The 16,473-nt window shown below is 59.8% G+C and carries 12 protein-coding genes; 4 read left to right on the top strand and 8 right to left on the bottom strand.

The annotated features are described in order from the left end of the window. Window positions 1-833: IS5 family transposase (locus J0F76_RS17570; RefSeq protein WP_207471469.1), on the top strand; the 833-nt coding region annotated here is incomplete at its 5' end. A 245-nt stretch (window positions 834-1,078) separates the two neighbouring features. Continuing rightward, entirely contained in the window at window positions 1,079-1,339 is a 261-nt protein-coding gene (locus J0F76_RS17565) for a type II toxin-antitoxin system death-on-curing family toxin (protein ID WP_341351616.1), read from the top strand. Between the two features lie 910 nt (window positions 1,340-2,249). On the opposite strand, the gene J0F76_RS17560 is transcribed toward J0F76_RS17565, so the two are convergent. After that, window positions 2,250-2,765 (bottom strand): hypothetical protein, encoded by a 516-nt coding sequence (locus tag J0F76_RS17560; RefSeq protein WP_207471468.1) that lies wholly within the window; start codon window positions 2,763-2,765, stop codon window positions 2,250-2,252. Between the two features lie 788 nt (window positions 2,766-3,553). Between J0F76_RS17560 and J0F76_RS17555 the strand changes: the two genes are divergently transcribed. Further along, window positions 3,554-6,094, top strand: coding sequence for a CFI-box-CTERM domain-containing protein (locus J0F76_RS17555; protein ID WP_207471466.1), 2,541 nt, complete (start codon window positions 3,554-3,556; stop codon window positions 6,092-6,094). Here J0F76_RS17555 and J0F76_RS17550 read toward each other — a convergent pair. From J0F76_RS17550 to malQ, 7 genes are all read right to left on the bottom strand, one after another. Next, window positions 6,091-8,082 (bottom strand): relaxase/mobilization nuclease domain-containing protein, encoded by a 1,992-nt coding sequence (locus J0F76_RS17550; protein ID WP_207471464.1) that lies wholly within the window; start codon window positions 8,080-8,082, stop codon window positions 6,091-6,093. The two genes, J0F76_RS17555 and J0F76_RS17550, sit on opposite strands and share 4 nt — an antisense overlap. A gap of 127 nt (window positions 8,083-8,209) precedes the next feature. Continuing rightward, window positions 8,210-8,788, bottom strand: a complete 579-nt coding sequence (locus tag J0F76_RS17545) for a helix-turn-helix domain-containing protein (protein ID WP_207471462.1) — start codon at window positions 8,786-8,788, stop codon at window positions 8,210-8,212. A 712-nt stretch (window positions 8,789-9,500) separates the two neighbouring features. Continuing rightward, complete coding sequence (locus J0F76_RS17540) at window positions 9,501-9,881, bottom strand: response regulator (RefSeq protein WP_207471460.1); 381 nt, start codon at window positions 9,879-9,881, stop codon at window positions 9,501-9,503. Between the two features lie 97 nt (window positions 9,882-9,978). Then, on the bottom strand, window positions 9,979-11,430 hold the full coding sequence (locus tag J0F76_RS17535) for a sensor histidine kinase (protein ID WP_207471457.1): 1,452 nt from the start codon (window positions 11,428-11,430) through the stop codon (window positions 9,979-9,981). Then, the gene (locus J0F76_RS17530; RefSeq protein ID WP_207471455.1) at window positions 11,427-11,708 is read right to left on the bottom strand and encodes a circadian clock KaiB family protein; all 282 of its coding nucleotides are present in this window, start codon (window positions 11,706-11,708) and stop codon (window positions 11,427-11,429) included. Before J0F76_RS17530 ends, J0F76_RS17535 begins: the two co-directional genes overlap by 4 nt. An 18-nt stretch (window positions 11,709-11,726) precedes the next feature. After that, window positions 11,727-13,409, bottom strand: coding sequence for a circadian clock protein KaiC (gene kaiC / locus J0F76_RS17525; RefSeq protein ID WP_207471453.1), 1,683 nt, complete (start codon window positions 13,407-13,409; stop codon window positions 11,727-11,729). Between the two features lie 117 nt (window positions 13,410-13,526). Further along, window positions 13,527-15,326, bottom strand: a complete 1,800-nt coding sequence (gene malQ, locus J0F76_RS17520; RefSeq protein WP_207471451.1) for a 4-alpha-glucanotransferase — start codon at window positions 15,324-15,326, stop codon at window positions 13,527-13,529. Window positions 15,327-16,035: 709 nt separating this feature from the next. On the opposite strand from malQ, the gene J0F76_RS17515 reads away from it, so the two are divergent. Further along, entirely contained in the window at window positions 16,036-16,341 is a 306-nt protein-coding gene (locus J0F76_RS17515) for a hypothetical protein (protein WP_207471449.1), read from the top strand. The last annotated feature ends 132 nt before the right edge of the window (window positions 16,342-16,473 follow it).

Genomic DNA, 16,473 nt, shown 5'->3' with positions numbered 1-16,473 from the left:
GGCTGCTGACGACCGAGATGTCACGCAAGGTCATGGCGGCGATCCTGGCCCATCGCGAGGTCGCGCCCCTCCTGTCAGACGATCACTTCTCGGTCGATGGCACCCTCATCAAGGCCTGGGCGTCGATGAAAAGCTTCAAGCCCAAGGCTGAGGACTGGGCGCCCAATGACGAGGGTCCTGACGGTCCACCTGCCCAGAATGACGTCCCTGACAACCAGGCCATCGCCGCTAACCCCGAGATTGCCCCAATGTCTCGCGCCAACCACCGCAGCCGCAATGCTGAGGTCGACTTCAAGGGCGAGAAGCGCTCCAACGCGACCCATGCCTCCACGACCGATCCAGAAGCGCGCCTTTACAAGAAAGCCCCCGGCGCGGGTGCCGTGCTCTGCTTCATGGGGCATGCCTTGATGGAGAACCGGCATGGACTGATCGTTCAGGGCGACCTGACACAGGCCGACGGCCACGCCGAGCGGAAGGCCGCGCTGGACATGCTGCATCGTCATTCCCCTGGTTCGACCCGGAAACTGACACTGGGGGCTGACAAGGCCTATGATGCCGCCGGCTTCGTGGCCGATCTACGCCAAGCTTGCGTCACCCCGCATGTTGCCCAGAAGGCGCGGTATTCGGCAATCGATGGACGCACCACACGGCACAAGGGCTATGCCCTCTCCATCAAGCATCGCAAGCGGATCGAGGAACCCTTTGGCTGGGCTAAGACCGTCGGCGGCATGGCCCAGACCGTCTACCGCGGCGTTGAGCGGGTGAGGTCCCGCTTCATCCTGACAATGGCCGCCAACAACTTGGCCCGACTGCCCCGGCTGCTGGGGGCCTGACCACCGAACCGGGCATCAGGCATCCATGAGGCAACTATGCCTTCCAGTGACGAAGGGCCCGGCCAAGGATCCTCATCAGTCGCCAGGACGGGAAACCATTCCGGTCCGTCGACTATTTCAGCGGCCTGCTAGAAGACGTTCTTGGCGATGTCGGGGCCGACTGTGGTAATCTCCATTCACGACCGCCAGATCGCCTGCCACGGTGGCGCTCCCGGCATGCGCGACCGCGGCCTGCTCGAGGCGGGATGCGCACGCACGCTGCACTAGGCGACCTACGGCCCGAACGTGCCGGATCCTCTGCCTACGGCATCGCCAAGGCGCATGGCTTTGTCGACGGCAACAAGCGCACGGCTTTCGTCACCGCACTGACCTTCCTGCGCCTCAACGGCTTGGGCTTCCGCCCAGATCCGGTCCAAGGCGGCCGCATGATGGATGACCTCGCCTCGAATGATGTGACCAAGGCCGCCTTTGCCGCGTGGCTGGCGGTGGGGATGGAGGGGCTTTGAAGGACAGTCATGCCGCCAGGAACAGCAGCGGGTGGCTTTCGTCCTCGCGGACCTGGTGCTGGTAGCTCAGACTTGTCGTGCCCTTGCCCCGCAGCGTGGCGCGTTGAGATCGAGCTTCGATTTGCAATCCATTAAGGTTGTTGATTTATGTTCAACACAACTAGAAGGAGAAATCTATGCGCAACGGTAACGCCGCCAACCTTCTGATATCCTATCTTCATGAGGTTAGTACAATGCTGATGGTGTTGCGCGATCAAGATCTCCGCTTCAATTTGTCAGATTGCGAGATCGAGTATGTTGACCATCAGATGTTGAGAATCGACTTGGAATTGGCCCACATCAGGCGCCAAGTGACTGTCAAGCATGCGGATCCTTTTAGCTCCATAAAAGCGTGCTGCCAGCCAGGACACAGTCTGTGACCTCAGTACCCGGCTTAGGCCCAGTTCTGTGTAAACGAGATATGAAGGATTAGGTACGAAGCTGATCCGGACTATCGCGTTCCTTGCAGTATCCTGAACGGCTGCGGGGTGGCATGCCTTAAGACCTGCCCCGGAAGGGGCAACTGGTTCTGGCTCAGTATTCGTGCTTCGGCCCGGTTCTCCCTGTATCGGTGTAGGAGCGTAGGTCGCTGCCGGGCTGCCATAGGCGGGGCCATAGCTGTCTAAAGCATCAGCGCGATCATCAGCAGCCTCATCGCGTGCGGGTGTTCGCGTCGCCCTCATGTCAAGCAATAGTCGGATCAGGCGGATCAATAAAAAACTGTCCGCTATGCGCGCAGTTTATCGCATGATTTTGACAAAGGCCCGGAGCGCCTTGGTGTCCTAGGCAACAGGATCACGGTATTCCTTATCTTGCCTATGCGCTGCCCTTGCCAAGATTGCAGTGCTGCGGAACGCGCTTTAAAATGTGACTAATCACGACCAGGCAACAAATTTCGCGAAGCGGACTTGCTACGCTCTTCAGGCACGAGCTTCACAAGCTCACGCCAGACATGATCAGGGACCTTGTGTGGCCAGTTCTGCCAGTTGTGCAGCCCAGGAACAACCTCGACATAGCCCTTGGCGACAAGAGGCTCCAACTGCTCATCGCTTATGGTCGCCAGAAAGACTTGGGTCCGGTACGCTGCCGCGTGAATGAGGATCGCTTTCTCTTCGGCTGGAAGGTAGTGCAGTTCCCGCAAATGGTGCTGGATGGTTGCCGCACGACGTTGTCTGGCACCGATTGCCCCTAGGCCGCTGGTGCATTTGACCATGATGGCCGTAGTAAGGATGGCACCCGAAAGCGCACACGTAATGGATGCGACGTTGAAGACAAAGCCGAACTGCGTGTTGGGGTGGCTGAGGATAACTGCCTCGCCGATAAGAACGGCAGTTGAGCCAATGAACATTGTTGAAGTGACAGGCCAAGAGGTGGCAACTCCATCCATGCATTTTTTTATTCTCTGCACCCGATTACTCCACAATCTGCTTTGACCAAGACCACACAAGGATGGCAAGCATCCGACTCAGTAACGAGATCCGGACCTTTATTGTTCAACTGATGGCCTGCCTTTACGCGCAGACGACAAGATGAGCTTAGGATCATCGTCTGACTGTCGAAATCACCACCCCACAAAGAAAACAGGCGCAGGCAAACAGGCAAACAGGCAAACAGGCAAACAGGCAAAGACTTTGGCCTAAAGTGACGGACTATCTTCAAGAAAAACCGCACCGCCATCCTACTTAAAGATAACAGCAAGATCAGATCATTTGTGCCATTCTATATATGATCCGCCCCTCAGCAAGATCATCACTGATATCAAGCCGCGATCCGCTAGCCAGCCTTAGAGCGGACAGAGACTATGACAGCACAGCTTTGAGCGCGATCTATGTCATGCCGACGTCCTACAAGTCCCATGCAGTGACCTCACGCCTCGGTACGAGAGCTATAACCCGCCATAATGCACCGCGAACTAATCAAAGAGCCTTTTGAAGAAGGTAAGGCAGCCGGAGCCTTTAGACTGTCTGTCACAGTGTCGAACGGTTTCGCTTCGGCTCATAATGACAATCCCCATCAACAATCTGGATCAAATTGCCCGATCGTTGGGTTAAGACACATAACAAGCTACAACGCTTGTAATTCTCTCTCCCGCCGCCGAAAATTAGCATCCTGTTAACGATGAATTAACTTTGTTCTGACCATTCTCCACCAGAAGTACACAGGTGGGAGACTATTGTGGGATTGGTTAATCAAGGACATTTTGGAGGAAACATAGTCCTGACAAATGACTCCGCCAAGGTCGGCTCACCCTTTCGAGAAATGCTTGACGAAGTAAAGTTTACTAATCTGCGCTATCCTGGCGGGGGGATTACGGAAGATCAGACTTGGGAAAATGGCGGATTATCTAAGATGTTCGGGGCACCTATGGTGCCCAACTCGACCAACTACATTATGACGCTTCGTGAAGCCTTACACTTGTGCGAGGACAACGGCAGCAGCATATCGATTGTTATTCCAACTTTCCAGTTCTATAACAAGCTTGATCATAGCTTCAAAACTGCGGAATTTCAAAAATACATCGATCAACTAGAAAAAGCAATTCTGGAACATCCCACTGTTAAGATATCCGGATTTGAAATTGGCAACGAATATTGGTCTGAAATCAATGCAACAGACTATGGCATAATAGCAAATAAACAGATTCCCATTCTCAACGGCTTAAATGCTCGTTTAGTGAGCCAGCATGGCGAGAACTGGGATCAACCTGATATCGGACTGCAAGCAGGCGCAGCATGGCGTGCTAGCGGCGTGCAGGAAAGCAAACAGATTGCTAGCCAGATTTCACTAGAAAATCGTGACCTCGTTGATGTTATACATCAACATGCCTATCCCAATCCTCATAAAAGTTTTGAACTTCAGAAGGACGGGATAGTTAAGCCTGCCAGTATATTTGAAACACTTGATGGATTTCGGAGCGATCTAAAGATTTCGCTATCGGAGTTCAACATCGGCATCCATGAGGGTGACGGTGATTTCTACGGTGTGAACCAGGGTGCGATCTGGATAGAAGAGTTCAGTCGCTATGTTGACAGCAATGTCTCCTCTATGGATCATTGGGGATTAGCTTACAAATGGCTTACTACCAAGTTCTACGACACCAAGTTTCCGCCAGGAGAAAGTAATGGCGGGGAGATCGCGGCAATCGCCACCCCTATGGGGCAGATCTATGACTTGGCGTCCTCTCACCTAATTAGCAAATCTACGATGACCGATAAAGCAGCTGTTTCTGGATTTCAGATCCACGGTCAGTTGGGGATTACCGGATTCGAGGAGGCAGGAGAGCGGATTGTCTTTCTCTCCAACATGTCAGGGAAAGACGCCTCAGTTGATCTGTCTGGATTTTCAGGCAAAGCCATCTTTGTCCATCACATTGTCCCGGCAGATTCACCGGAAACCACTTGGCATGACGAATCCGCTGTCTCGTTACCATCAGCCGACAAGATCGTGGACGCCCGTGGCGACATGAAGGTCATTTCAGGCAGCGGTCTCAACGACGAGCTTAGCCTCGGCAACAATCAGATGCTTGTTGTCATCATCGGAGACCCCAACAAGGATTACACCATTGAAGGGGCTCACAAGGCTACTGATTCAATGACAGAACAGGTCGACGACCTGATTATCGGAGGGAACGGCAAGGATATCTTGCGTGGTCATGTTGGTGACGACACTCTGGATGGTGGCAGAGGCAACGACGTCCTTCTTGGTGGTTGCGGTGACGATGATCTTTCGGGCGGTGAAGGTCACGATATTCTCTTTTCTGGTAACGGTGCTGACACCCTGTCGGGTGGGAAGGGCAATGATGTTCTGGCCATTGCCGGTGAGACTTCGAGCAACACAGTGACAGCTACCACAGGGGAAGGCGCTGACCTAATCGTGATGGATGGGGGCCGCGACGTTGTCATTGAGGATTTCTCCAAAGATGACATGCTTGGCTTTGGTGGATTGTTCACTGATCGAGACGCGTTTGAAACATCCCTACACATCCAAAAAGATGATCTGTCTATTGCCTTGCCGACCGGCAAGATCGTGTCCTTGATCGGTGGTGCACAGTATGCCTCGGGACTGGCAGATCAGATCTTTGACTTCACCCCTAGTGCTGATGCAGCCGACCAAGTCGACAGAATTTTTGAGAATTTAACGGCTGACCAGTACGACGAGATTGGATGGTCCCTGGAAGAAATCACCTGGACCGAGGGTCATGATGAGACTGTCTGGCGTGACCGAACAGAAATGTATGATGAGATTGGCCCGGACGTTCCTGGTGGAATGCCTGAACCTCATTACCCGGACGAGATCCCGGAAGCTGAGCCGGATGAAAACGAGGATGCGGAAGAGCCCAGCGATCCATCCGACGAAGAGCCGGAAGTGGATAATCCAGACCATGATTGGGAATTACCAGTTAATGATGAGGATCCGGAGCTCCCACCTCCCGGTAATGAAGAAGAGGATCATGCTGGAGGAGCATGTTTTGTTGCAACGGCTGCCTATGGGGATCCCTTGCATCCAGATGTTGTAGCCTTACGAGCCTTCCGCGACATCCATCTTGTCCGCTTCAGGTTAGGCCGCCAATTCATACGGTTTTACTGGAAGGTTGGCCCAAAACTTGCACATGTCACGACTCCAACCAACTGGTTGGGACGACTGACACGATCTCTACTGTCAAGCTTGGTGAGAGGCGGAAAATCAATGTCGCGCAAAGGACGCTTTCCTGTCTAATCATGGCCACCTCCTTCGTGGCCACGTTCCTGGCGTTGCCGCTCGCGCTCATGGCCCAACTGTTCGCTGACCCGTTCAAGGCCGTGCCGGGCTGCCGGATCATCGGACGTGCGCAGGTAGTCCCGGGCCATGGTCAGCTGATCGTCACGATCGCCGATGCCGCGCAGGACGTCCGCGTCACCGCGCTTCAGCCGCTCCAGCTCGTCACCGGAAAGCGTCCGCTCGATGGCCTCGCGCAACCGCCGCTCGTCCTCGGCCCCGACCGGGCGCGCATGCCGGGCAAGCTCGGCATAGTCCGCTCCTGTGCCGTCGCGTGACCCGATCGAGGTCACCGGCGCATGATCGCGCGCATCCGCCTCGCGCGAGTTCTCCATCTGGGCGGTTGTGTCGAGATGATGGCTGAGGCGGTAGGCCTCGATGCTGTTCTCCGCCGCATCCCGCAAGGTGCCGAAGGACAGCGTGTCATCATAGCTGAAGCTCGACTCGCTCCCCGGGCGGGAGATCTCCAGGCCGGGATAGTACCGGCCTTCATCCTCGATCACGACCGGCCGGGTGTCTTCGATCCCGCCGCGTGAAGACCAGTCGCCCTGCGGGTAGATCCTGACCTCGATGTCCTCGGCGTCGGTTTCCTCTTGGGCCGGCGCACGCGTTTTCTCCGGACCCTGATCCGCCGCAACGGCCGCGGCTCGTTCGCCGTGCTGGCTGGCGGCCCGCTGGTGGATGGCATCATCCACGCCATAGGCGTCTGCCACGCGATCATAGGCGGCATCCACCACGGCGATCGCCTGCTGGAGTTGTGCCTCGTCGCGCAGATCAAGCCCGCGCAGATCGGCCGCGCTCTGCAGGTCCTGCTGCACCCACCGGGCCTCCAGCGCCGCGGAGCTTGCCCCGACCCGCATCCGGGCCTCGACCTCGACCGGGTCGATCCCGGTGCCGTCCAGGGCGGCGTCGAGCTTGTCGCGTCCTTCCAGGGCAAAGCGGGTGTTCACCATCCCGAGGTTCTGGGCCGAGTAGATGCCCCGCTCGCTGGCCGTCTCGCGCAGATCACGCGACCGGGTGCCCAGGGGCTGGAGATGCTCCACCGCCGTCAGCGCCTCGGCCAGCTTGCGCTCCATGGCCGGACGCTGGTTCGGGGCCGCGTCCGCAATGCGCTGCTCGGCATCGTCCACGGCCTTTCTCAAATTCGCGGCGGCCGTGTCGAAATCCTCGGCCAGGGACATGTAGGGCTCTCCTTTCGTCACAATGGCGCCACCCCCGGCCAAAACCGAGGAGGCCTTCTCACAGGCGGTTGCCAGATCCTGCAGGTTCTGCTGCGAGGCAAAGCTCGCCAGCTCGCGATAGCGCAAGGACCAGTCGCGCACCTCCTGGGTGGCGCGGCTCAGTTCCGCGCCAATGCGCGGCTTTCCTTCCGGCGCCTCAAAGGCGCGCCCCGTTTGGGCTGCCCTGTCCTGGGCCTGCCGCCAGTCGCCATCGCTGGGCGGATAATGGAGATGCCCGCGCTGCAAACGCGAGGTGGCCTCCAGGCGAATGCCGTAGCGATCGGCATGATCGACCATGGCCTCCTTGAAGGCCTCGTAGCTGTATTCCGTGCCCCGCCGCAGGATGAAGTAATCGCCATCCTCGCCGCGGCGGTTGACGATGACATGGGCATGGGGGTTCTTGTTCGGACTGTCGGTATGAACCGCGATCATGTAGTCGAACCGGCCGCCGAGCTTTTCCCGGCAGATTTCACCCGCGATCAGGCTGACATGATTGGGCTTGGCGCCGCGCGGAAAGGACATCAGCAAATGGCTGGTCCGCGCCGCATTCATCTGGCCTTTCCACTCATCGGCCCACCGGGACACGGCAGCCTCGACCTGTTCCGGGCTCAAGGTCTTTGCCCCGTCGAGCAATCCCCGGGAGTCGTGGATATCCACGCTCTTGCTGAAAAGGTAATTGAACTGGGCAGAAAGCTGGCTCGGTGACGAGCATCCGCCGGTGCGGATCATCTTGAAAACGGCAGGGGAGGCGCCTTGGGCCGCCCGGGCCAAATGCCGGGCATGACCGATAGTCCGGCCCCGGCCGACTTTTCCCCAATCCTCTTCAAACAATCTGCCCGTGACGGCAGTGACGGCATTAACCCGGCTCATCGCCAGCCTCCGTCATTCCGGAAACAAACCGGCGCATGGTGTTGGAGGCTCTTTTCCCTTCAATCTCCCGGATGGCTATCGACACGCCGTCGAGATGCTCCAGAAGATCGGACAGGAGCTGCTGTTGCGGCCTGGTCAGCTTCAGCTGCTGGCCGCGCCGGACCTCGTAGTTCTTGGTGGCCACCAGCTGGTTCACGTTCCGGCCGATCGCCGAGAGCTCGCCCGCCACCGCGCGCAAGGCAGCGGCCAGATCGGGATCGGGCTCCAGAAAGCCGGCCGGCATGCGGCACACCCGGCGAAAGGCATCGGCCCGGCTCCTGAGCCCCAGGCGTCCGGTAAAGGCGTCAAAGGCCCCAAGGCTGTCGCGGTCGACGGTGAAGAACACGGCCGCCGTGCCGGCATCCGCCACCGCCTCCTTCTCGTGAAAGGCGCGCAAAGCCCGGTAGATGGTCGGTCGCGTGACACCATGGGCCTTGGCCAGGGCCGATACCGGCACCCCTGCACGGATGGAGGCCGCGATCTTCTTCACATCGGAAGGGCTGAGCTTGGTGGTTCGTCCGGGCATAAGCAAAGTGTAAAAAAATAGATTTGTATTTCTTGCCAATCTACAACCTACCGTTGAGCGAGACGGACCGAATGTCAATGAGGCCAGGCTGGGTCGACGGTAGGTTTCCGTTTCAGGGCCGGGTCGCCGTTCTGCGCCATCGTCCGAACCTGCTCCCACGGAACGTCGCAGCGGCCGAGCGGACACCGCGAAACATCTCGGACAGCGCAGCAGGGAGCAGAAGTATCAGGCTCCTCCCGCCGCCTCAAAGGAGAGGCGTGGCCAGCGATGCAACGGACGCCGAGCGGCCGCCTGCCTGGAGGAACTCATCTGCCATGACGCTCAAACATGACGATGGGTCATGACGAAACACCATGACGCATGATCATGACGGAAAGTCATGACGCTGGAGCATGACGCAATGGCATGACGTAAATGCATGACGTAAAAACATGACCTAAATGCATGACGCTGGTCCATGACGTAAATTCATGACGCTTGGCCATGACGGCATGGGCACATTGGAGAACGGTCATTTCTTCAGCCAGCGATTTCCATTGAGGCGGCTTTGGAAAAGACTCTGGCCAGAATGGAAAACGGAGAAAACCACATGGCAATTATGCTGGAGATCATGAGCAGCAAGGGCGGAGCCGGAAAGTCGACCTAAGCTCAAAATCTGCAATATTACCTGTCTACCAGCAGCTAACCGTTTGGCTGATAGGTTCTTGGAAAATTAGTAGGGGCTTCCAAGGACGGCAAAATACCTCAAGATGGCTGCGATGACATCTTGAGGATGTGCCGGCTTCTCGATGATCCCGACAGGATCCGCGTGGCCAATCTGGGAAAGAACGGCCTGGCTGGCGCTTGTCACGAACAGAGACGGGATGCCGAACCCGGTTCTCAGGGCGATCGCGGTGTCTATGCCGCTGTCCCTGTTCGCCAGGTTGACGTCCATGGTCGCCAGGTCGATGCCGCCTTGCGCGGCCTTCGCGACGGCGCCTTCCTTGTCCCTTGCGATGCCCACGACGTGGAACCCGGCATCCGCCAGGGACTGGGCCAGGTCGAAGGCGATCAGGGGCTCGTCCTCGACGATCAGGATCCGGTAGGTTGTCACGATTCCTCACGATCCTGGCGCTGGCCACCACGGAGCCCAGGCAAGGAAGGGGTCCGGCAAGGGGTCATGGCGGGGGGAACATCACGGGTGATCAAGGTCAGCTCAACACCAGCGCCGAGGGGATGTTGATCGTGCAGACCAGTCCCGCGGGATCATAGTCCAGCGAGGTATCGCCCCCCGGGGCGAACTGCATGCTCTGGGTGATCACGGTCTGGCCGTAGCCCTTCTTGGTGGGGGGAACGACGGCAGGCCCGCCCCTTTCCCGCCATTCGATCACAAGGGGATGGGAGAGCGAGTCGCGCCGGGCCGTGACGATGACGCGTCCCGCATCCATCGACAGCGCCCCGTACTTGACCGCATTCGTGACCAGCTCGTGCGAGATGAGGCCAAGCGCGATCGCGGCCTCGGAGGAGATATGCCTGTCGAGCCCCGCCATCTCGATCCGCGCGCGGTTCGATCCCGCGAAGGGCGCCGTCTCGGCCTCGATCACGTCATGGACGGACAGGCCGGTCCAGGCATTCTTGGACAGAAGGTTGTGGGTTGCCGAAAGCGCGTGGATCCGGCTGGTGAAGGCGGCCTCGAAATCGCGGTAGCTTTCGGAATGGCGGAAGGTCTGGCGGCTGATCGACAGCACAAGGGCAAGCGTGTTCTTGACCCGGTGGTCCAGCTCGCCCATCAGCAGGTGCTGCTGGCGTTCCAGCGCCTTGCGGTTGGCGATGTCGAAGATGGAGATCACGCAACCGCTTCCCGGGGCGCCAGGAACGTCCAAGGGTGCGGCGCTGATCAGGAATTCCTGGGGGCCCGGTGCCTGGCTGGCCAGGACCTCGATCCCGCGCAGGGACTTGCCCCCAAGCGCCGCCTCGACGATGCCGGCGGTGTCCTTGAAGCCGGACGCCGCGTCCGGCCGCAGCGGCAGAAGATCGGCCAGCCGCGCGCCCGCGGGATCGACGCCAAGGATCGCGCGGGCGGAACCGTTGCTGTGCGTCACCCGTCCGGCCCCGTCGCAGACCAGGACGGCCTCGTTCACCGATGCGATGATCGACTGGGCGATCAGCTCGCTTTGCTCGGCCCGTTCGGCGCGGATGCGCTCGGTCACGTCGGTCAGGGTGATCGCGTATCCCGCGACCGTGCCCAGCTGCAGCGGGCTGCTTGCCATGATCAAGTGACGCGCGCCCGAGGGCAGCGCGATTTCCAGCGCGGTGCGTGCGGGCCGCCCGGCAACCAGCAGGTCGCGCGCCTTGTCGCCGGGCAGCAGGTCGTCCAGCAGGACGCCCTGCAGGTCGTTGGTGCCCGCCTTCAGCATCTGCTTGAAATGGCCGTTGGCGTAAAGGATCCGGCCCGCCTGGTCCACGGCGGCCGCGCCGGAATCCATCACCTCGATAAAGGCGCGGAACGCCTCGGTATCCCCGCCGATGGAGAAGACCTGCGGGCGGTCGGCCATGCCGATCACAAGGGCATCGACCTCGCCCTCGCGGATGGCGCGAAGCGTTTCCTCGGCTTCCAGAAGGCGACGGCGCAGTTCGGCAAGCGCTTCCGGAGAGATGTTCATTCGTCCTGCAGCCTGAGATTGACCAGGACCTTCTGCTCGTCGGACAGATCGCCGATGATCTTGCGCAGGGGCACGGGCAGTTCCCGCACAAGGGTCGGGATCGCGACGATGTCGTGCTCGCGGGCAAGCCTGGGGTTCTGCCGCAGGTCGATCACCTCGATCTCGTATCTGCCGGGAAGATGTTCCTCGCAGATCCGCTCGAGATTGGAGATCGCCGCCAGCGACTTGGGGGTCTGCCCGGCGACATAGAGCGTCAGTTTCTTTTTCTTTGCGTCCATCATCTTTCTCCGCCGGGACTATGCCTTACGGCTGACCTCCATATCGGCGCTGTCGCGCTCCGCCTGGCGGCGGTATTCGGCTTCGGAATCCGCTATGGATCTCAGCTCGAGATCGCTGGCTTCCAGTTCCGCCTGCAGTTCGGCGATCTGCGCGGTGGCGGCACGGCGGCGGTCCTGCGCGGCCCGTTTTGCCCGGGCGACCTCGGCTAGGCGCTGCATCTCGGCGCGGCGGGCCTTGGCCTCCTCGGCCTTGCGGGCCGAGCCCGTGAGGGCGCCGTTGTCGCCCAGATACGGCGGAAGCAGGCGGATGCCCGTGTCGCTCATCACGAACTCGCGGACCTGGTTAGAATGCGCCATGCCGCGCGCCTTGAGCAGGTAAAGCTCGCGGTTGAACTCGCCGTTCATTTCGCGGTTCAGCATCAGCACCCAGGCGTCCATCAGCGACGACAGCCCCGCGTCCGTGGCCGTTGATCCTTCCTGCGAATGGGCAAGATGCGTGAACACGGCGGTCACGCCGCGGCTTTTCAGGAAATCGACTACCCGCAGCAGCATCGACTGCACTTCCAGCCGGTCGCCCGATTCCATGAAGGCGGAGATCGGATCCAGGACAACAAGGCCCGGGTCGAAGCGCGTGACCTCGCGCAGCATGATCGCCAGGTGCATTTCCAGGCTGTAGAAGGTCGGGCGGGCCGCGATGTGGCGCAGCAGGCCCCCATCCAGCCAGGGCTGCAGGTCCAGCCCGATGGAGCGCATGTTGCGGACCGTCTGCGCGGCCGATTCCTCGAACGAGAAATACAGCGCCCGCTCGCCCCGCGCGCAGGCCGCCCCGGCGAAGCTGGCCGCCAGGGACGACTTGCCCGATCCCGCCACCCCCGACAGCAGGATCGAGCTGCCGCGGTGGAAGCCGCCTCCCGACACCATCGCGTCAAGATCCGGAACCCCCGAGCCGACCCTTTCGTCGAAGACCTTGTGGTCGAGGCCCAGCGCGCTGACCGGCAGGACCGAGAACCCGTCCTCGTCGATCAGGAAGGGGTATTCGTTGGTGCCATGCGCCGTGCCGCGATATTTCACGATCCGCATGCGGCGGGTGGAGATCTGGTTGTGGACCCGGTGATCCAGCAGGATCACGCAGTCGGACACGTATTCCTCCAGCCCCTGGCGGGTCAGCGTCCCTTCGCCCCGCTCGGCGGTGATGACGGTGGTCATCCCCTTGTCCTTCAGCCAGTCGAACAGGCGCCGGATCTCGGCCCGAAGGATCGCGGGGTTGGAAAAGGCCGAGAACAGGCTTTCGATCGTGTCCAGGACCACCCGCTTTGCGCCCACGGCATCGATCGCAAGTTCCAGCCGCAGGAACAGCCCCTCGAGGTCATAATCCCCGATCTCGGCCAGTTCGGCGGGGTCGATGGCGATATGCTCGATGGCGATCTTCTCGGCTTCGATCAGCTCGTCCAGGCCGAAGCCCAGCGAGGCGACGTTGCTGACGATGTCCACGGGGCGTTCCTCGAAACTGACGAAGACGCCGTTCTCGTCATGCTCGCGCGCGCCCTGGATCAGGAAGGTCGAGGCGAACAGCGTCTTGCCGCAACCCGCCGAACCGCAGACGATGCTCGGCCGGCCGGTGGGAAGCCCTCCATGGGTCAGTTCATCGAAACCGGCAATTCCGGTCGGAGACTTTGAAATACCAACGGCCACCGCGCCCATCCTCTGCAATCATCAAGCTTCTTATCCGGCAGGCTGCAATAGCGCAAACACAACGCCTGCACGCCGCAGCGCCGTTTCCGGCGGCCGTTCCGGATCGCGCTGGACATGCGGATGAGGTCACGCCCTGCGATCGTGCGCAGGGGGGCGTTCCGCCCTTGTTCCCGCCAGAACGGCGGCGAACACCGCGTCCTGCGCGATCTCCTCGATGGTCCTGCCAAGCTTCGGGCGCCAGTTCGGGTATTCGTCATGCGTGCTGGGCAGATTCACGGGGCGGATCTCGCCGGCAAGATCCTCCAGCCGGATCGCCATGAGCCGCGACGGGGTGCGCGCCAGATAGCGGTGAACGGCCACAAGGATGTCGAGGGGCGCGTCCTCGCTGTCGGTCGGGACGTCGTGGCGCGCCAGAAGGCCCGCATCGGCAAGGGCCCGGACAAGCTCCCGGCGCTCGGCGGGACGGGCCTCGGCCTGCTGCCGGGCCGTGTCGGGGCTAATCAGGCCATGTCTTTCGCGCAGCTCGACATCCATGCACCGCCACCAGCCCTGGAACGTCGGAAGGTCGTGGGTCGAAAGGCAGGCGAGGGCGTTCACGGGATAATCCCCGGGCGGGACGAAGCCCTCGTCCTCGCGTTCAAAGAACAGGATGCGATAGGACAGGATGCCCGCCGCATCCATCATCTCGCGGAAGCCGTGCGGGACGTTGCCCAGATCCTCGCCGATGACGACGGCGCCGTTTTCGTTCGATGCCGCGGCAAGCGCGCGCAGCATGTCGTCCAGCGGATAGCGAGCATAGGCCCCTTCGGCCGGCGTGGCCCCGGCGGGGATCATGAACAGCTGCCACAACCCCATCGCATGGTCGATCCTGACGGCGCCGGCATGGCGCATGACGGTGGCCATCAGGCTGGCAAAGGGCGCGGCGCGGGTCGCGCCCATCGCGGCGGGCGAGAGGGGGGCAAGCGCCCAGTCCTGCCCGAATTCGTTGAAATAGTCGGGCGGCGCGCCGATGCTTACGCCCGGCAGGACCTCGGGCCGGCCCCAGCTTGCCGAGCCGTCCGCAGCCTCGCCGACGGCCACGTCGAGATACAGGCCGACCAACATCCCCGCGGCGGCGCAGGCGGCGCGGACCCGGGAAAGCTGGCGGTCGGTTTCCTCCTGCAGCCAGCGGTAGAAGGCGATATCCTGTCCGTGATCCTGCACGAAGCCCGTGACACTGGGGCCTTCGGGGTCCTGCCATGCCTCGGGCCAGCCGCGCCAGCCGGCGCCATGCCCTTGCGCGGCCATCCGGGCCGAGACCGCGTCGAACAGGGCATGGCGATCCAGATCGGCACCGCCCAGGCGGCGGAAGGTATCCGAGGCGTCTGGCCTGCCCAGCCCTTCCCAGATCCTGCGAAGGACGTGCAGCTTGGCGGCTGCGACGCCCGGGTAATCCACCAGGTCGCCTTCCCGCAGGCGCGCGACCGCCTCCGCGTCCACCATGCTGGGATCGAAGCCTTCGACATGGTCCACGGCGATATAGAGCGGATTGAGAAACCGCCGGTTCGAGGGCGAGAAGGGGCTGCACCGGGCCGGATCCGACAGGAACATCGCATGCAGGGGGTTGAGGCCGATGAAGTCGGCCCCCTGCGCCGCAAGCGTAGCCGCTAGGGATTCGAGATCGGCAAGGTCGCCGATTCCCCAGTTGCGCGCCGAGCGCAGCTGGTAAAGCTGCACCGCCACGCCCCAGGTCCTGCGCGCGCCGGGAAGATGGCAGTGCACGCCCGCAGGCGCCGCCAGTTCCTGCGCACGCATCTCGACCCCCGGCCCGAAGGCCGCGACCAGCCGCTCCAGCGATTGTCGCGGAACCTCGTGGCGGGTGCCATCCATGCCCTCATAGCCCGACTGGATACCCATCGCGCGCGCCCTTGCCTCGATGTCGCCCATGAATGCCCCGCTGCGTCTGGCGCCAAAACCTTGCCAGAACGGAATGGCGTGACGATTGTTCCTCTTATGGTGATGGGAAATTTCTAGGAATGACACAGCCTCTACACGGATAATGCGTCCACGAGCATTCTCCAGACCGGCTCCTTAACTCCTGAATATGACATTACCTGCAAAGATAGTGGCGTGCGTTTCTGACATCGGATCACCGCCCCCGCCACTTCACTGTACAAGCTCGATTATGAATGACCCGTTAGCCTTGCCATCAATGATGATGGTCTCAAAAATCGAAAGAACATCAACTACTCACATTTCCTCACGTGGCATAAGCAACTCACCACGCCTCAGCGCATCTGAGCAAATAGCAAGTTCAATAGTGTAGTTTACTAATTTTCAACCAATAAGTGTATTAGTCCTTGTGACACACCCTGTCAGTTACGAAGGATAGACGATGCGCCGGACAATGAATGCCAAAACATTGAACGACTACCTGAGATCGGCTCATACTATTGTCATGCTTTGCCGGGCACATGCAGACACATTCTCTCTATCATGTGAAGATATATCAGATGTTCAGTTGCAGATCGAGATACACATTGCTGATCTAGAAATCCTTTGCGCTGAGATGAGAAAGAAAAACATCAATCCCCCGATAGTCGAGAACGTAGTTCGACTAGCAACCGTTCGATAGATTAGTTTCGCAAGTTCTATCGTGCGCATCGTCCGCCAAGTGAAAACCTTTTTTCTGCAACAATTAACTTTTTCTTTACCATATCACCTTACCCATATCGAGCAAACAGAAGGGACGCTGAGTTACCGTCTAATGACTTATGGAATATTAAAAACCAATATGCTATCCGCTGGCGCTACTGTCATGCTTTGCCGCGCAAACTTGAGCAGCATCGATCTATCACAGCAAGACAAGGCAGATATGCTATGGAAAATCGACTGCCAGATTGCTGAATTAAATAAAATGCGCAATGAACTTGTGCAACTTACAAGGAAAAAGAGAGGATAATAAAATTCGATAAGACTCACTTGAAGTTAGCATTACAGTTGCAATTTGAGGCGCATATGCGCGAGCCTTGCTGCGGCTTGATGGGCTCTTCTCCAGGTTGACCAGGCGATGATTTGAGTTGCCTGGATCTGA

Source organism: Paracoccus fontiphilus (assembly GCF_017356265.1).
Lineage (GTDB): Bacteria > Pseudomonadota > Alphaproteobacteria > Rhodobacterales > Rhodobacteraceae > Paracoccus > Paracoccus fontiphilus.
Note: the sequence above shows the minus strand (reverse complement) of the source record. Positions and strands in the feature narration are given on the sequence as shown.

Coding starts and splice junctions, on each gene's coding strand:
- malQ (WP_207471451.1), bottom strand. CDS start 15,326: ATGGGCGACATCGAGGCAAGGGCGCGCGCGATGGGTATCCAGTCGGGC.
- J0F76_RS17535 (WP_207471457.1), bottom strand. CDS start 11,430: ATGAACATCTCTCCGGAAGCGCTTGCCGAACTGCGCCGTCGCCTTCTG.
- J0F76_RS17545 (WP_207471462.1), bottom strand. CDS start 8,788: ATGCCCGGACGAACCACCAAGCTCAGCCCTTCCGATGTGAAGAAGATC.
- J0F76_RS17550 (WP_207471464.1), bottom strand. CDS start 8,082: ATGATCCGCACCGGCGGATGCTCGTCACCGAGCCAGCTTTCTGCCCAG.
- J0F76_RS17560 (WP_207471468.1), bottom strand. CDS start 2,765: ATGGATGGAGTTGCCACCTCTTGGCCTGTCACTTCAACAATGTTCATT.
- J0F76_RS17565 (WP_341351616.1), top strand. CDS start 1,079: ATGCGCACGCACGCTGCACTAGGCGACCTACGGCCCGAACGTGCCGGA.
- J0F76_RS17530 (WP_207471455.1), bottom strand. CDS start 11,708: ATGGACGCAAAGAAAAAGAAACTGACGCTCTATGTCGCCGGGCAGACC.
- kaiC (WP_207471453.1), bottom strand. CDS start 13,409: ATGGGCGCGGTGGCCGTTGGTATTTCAAAGTCTCCGACCGGAATTGCC.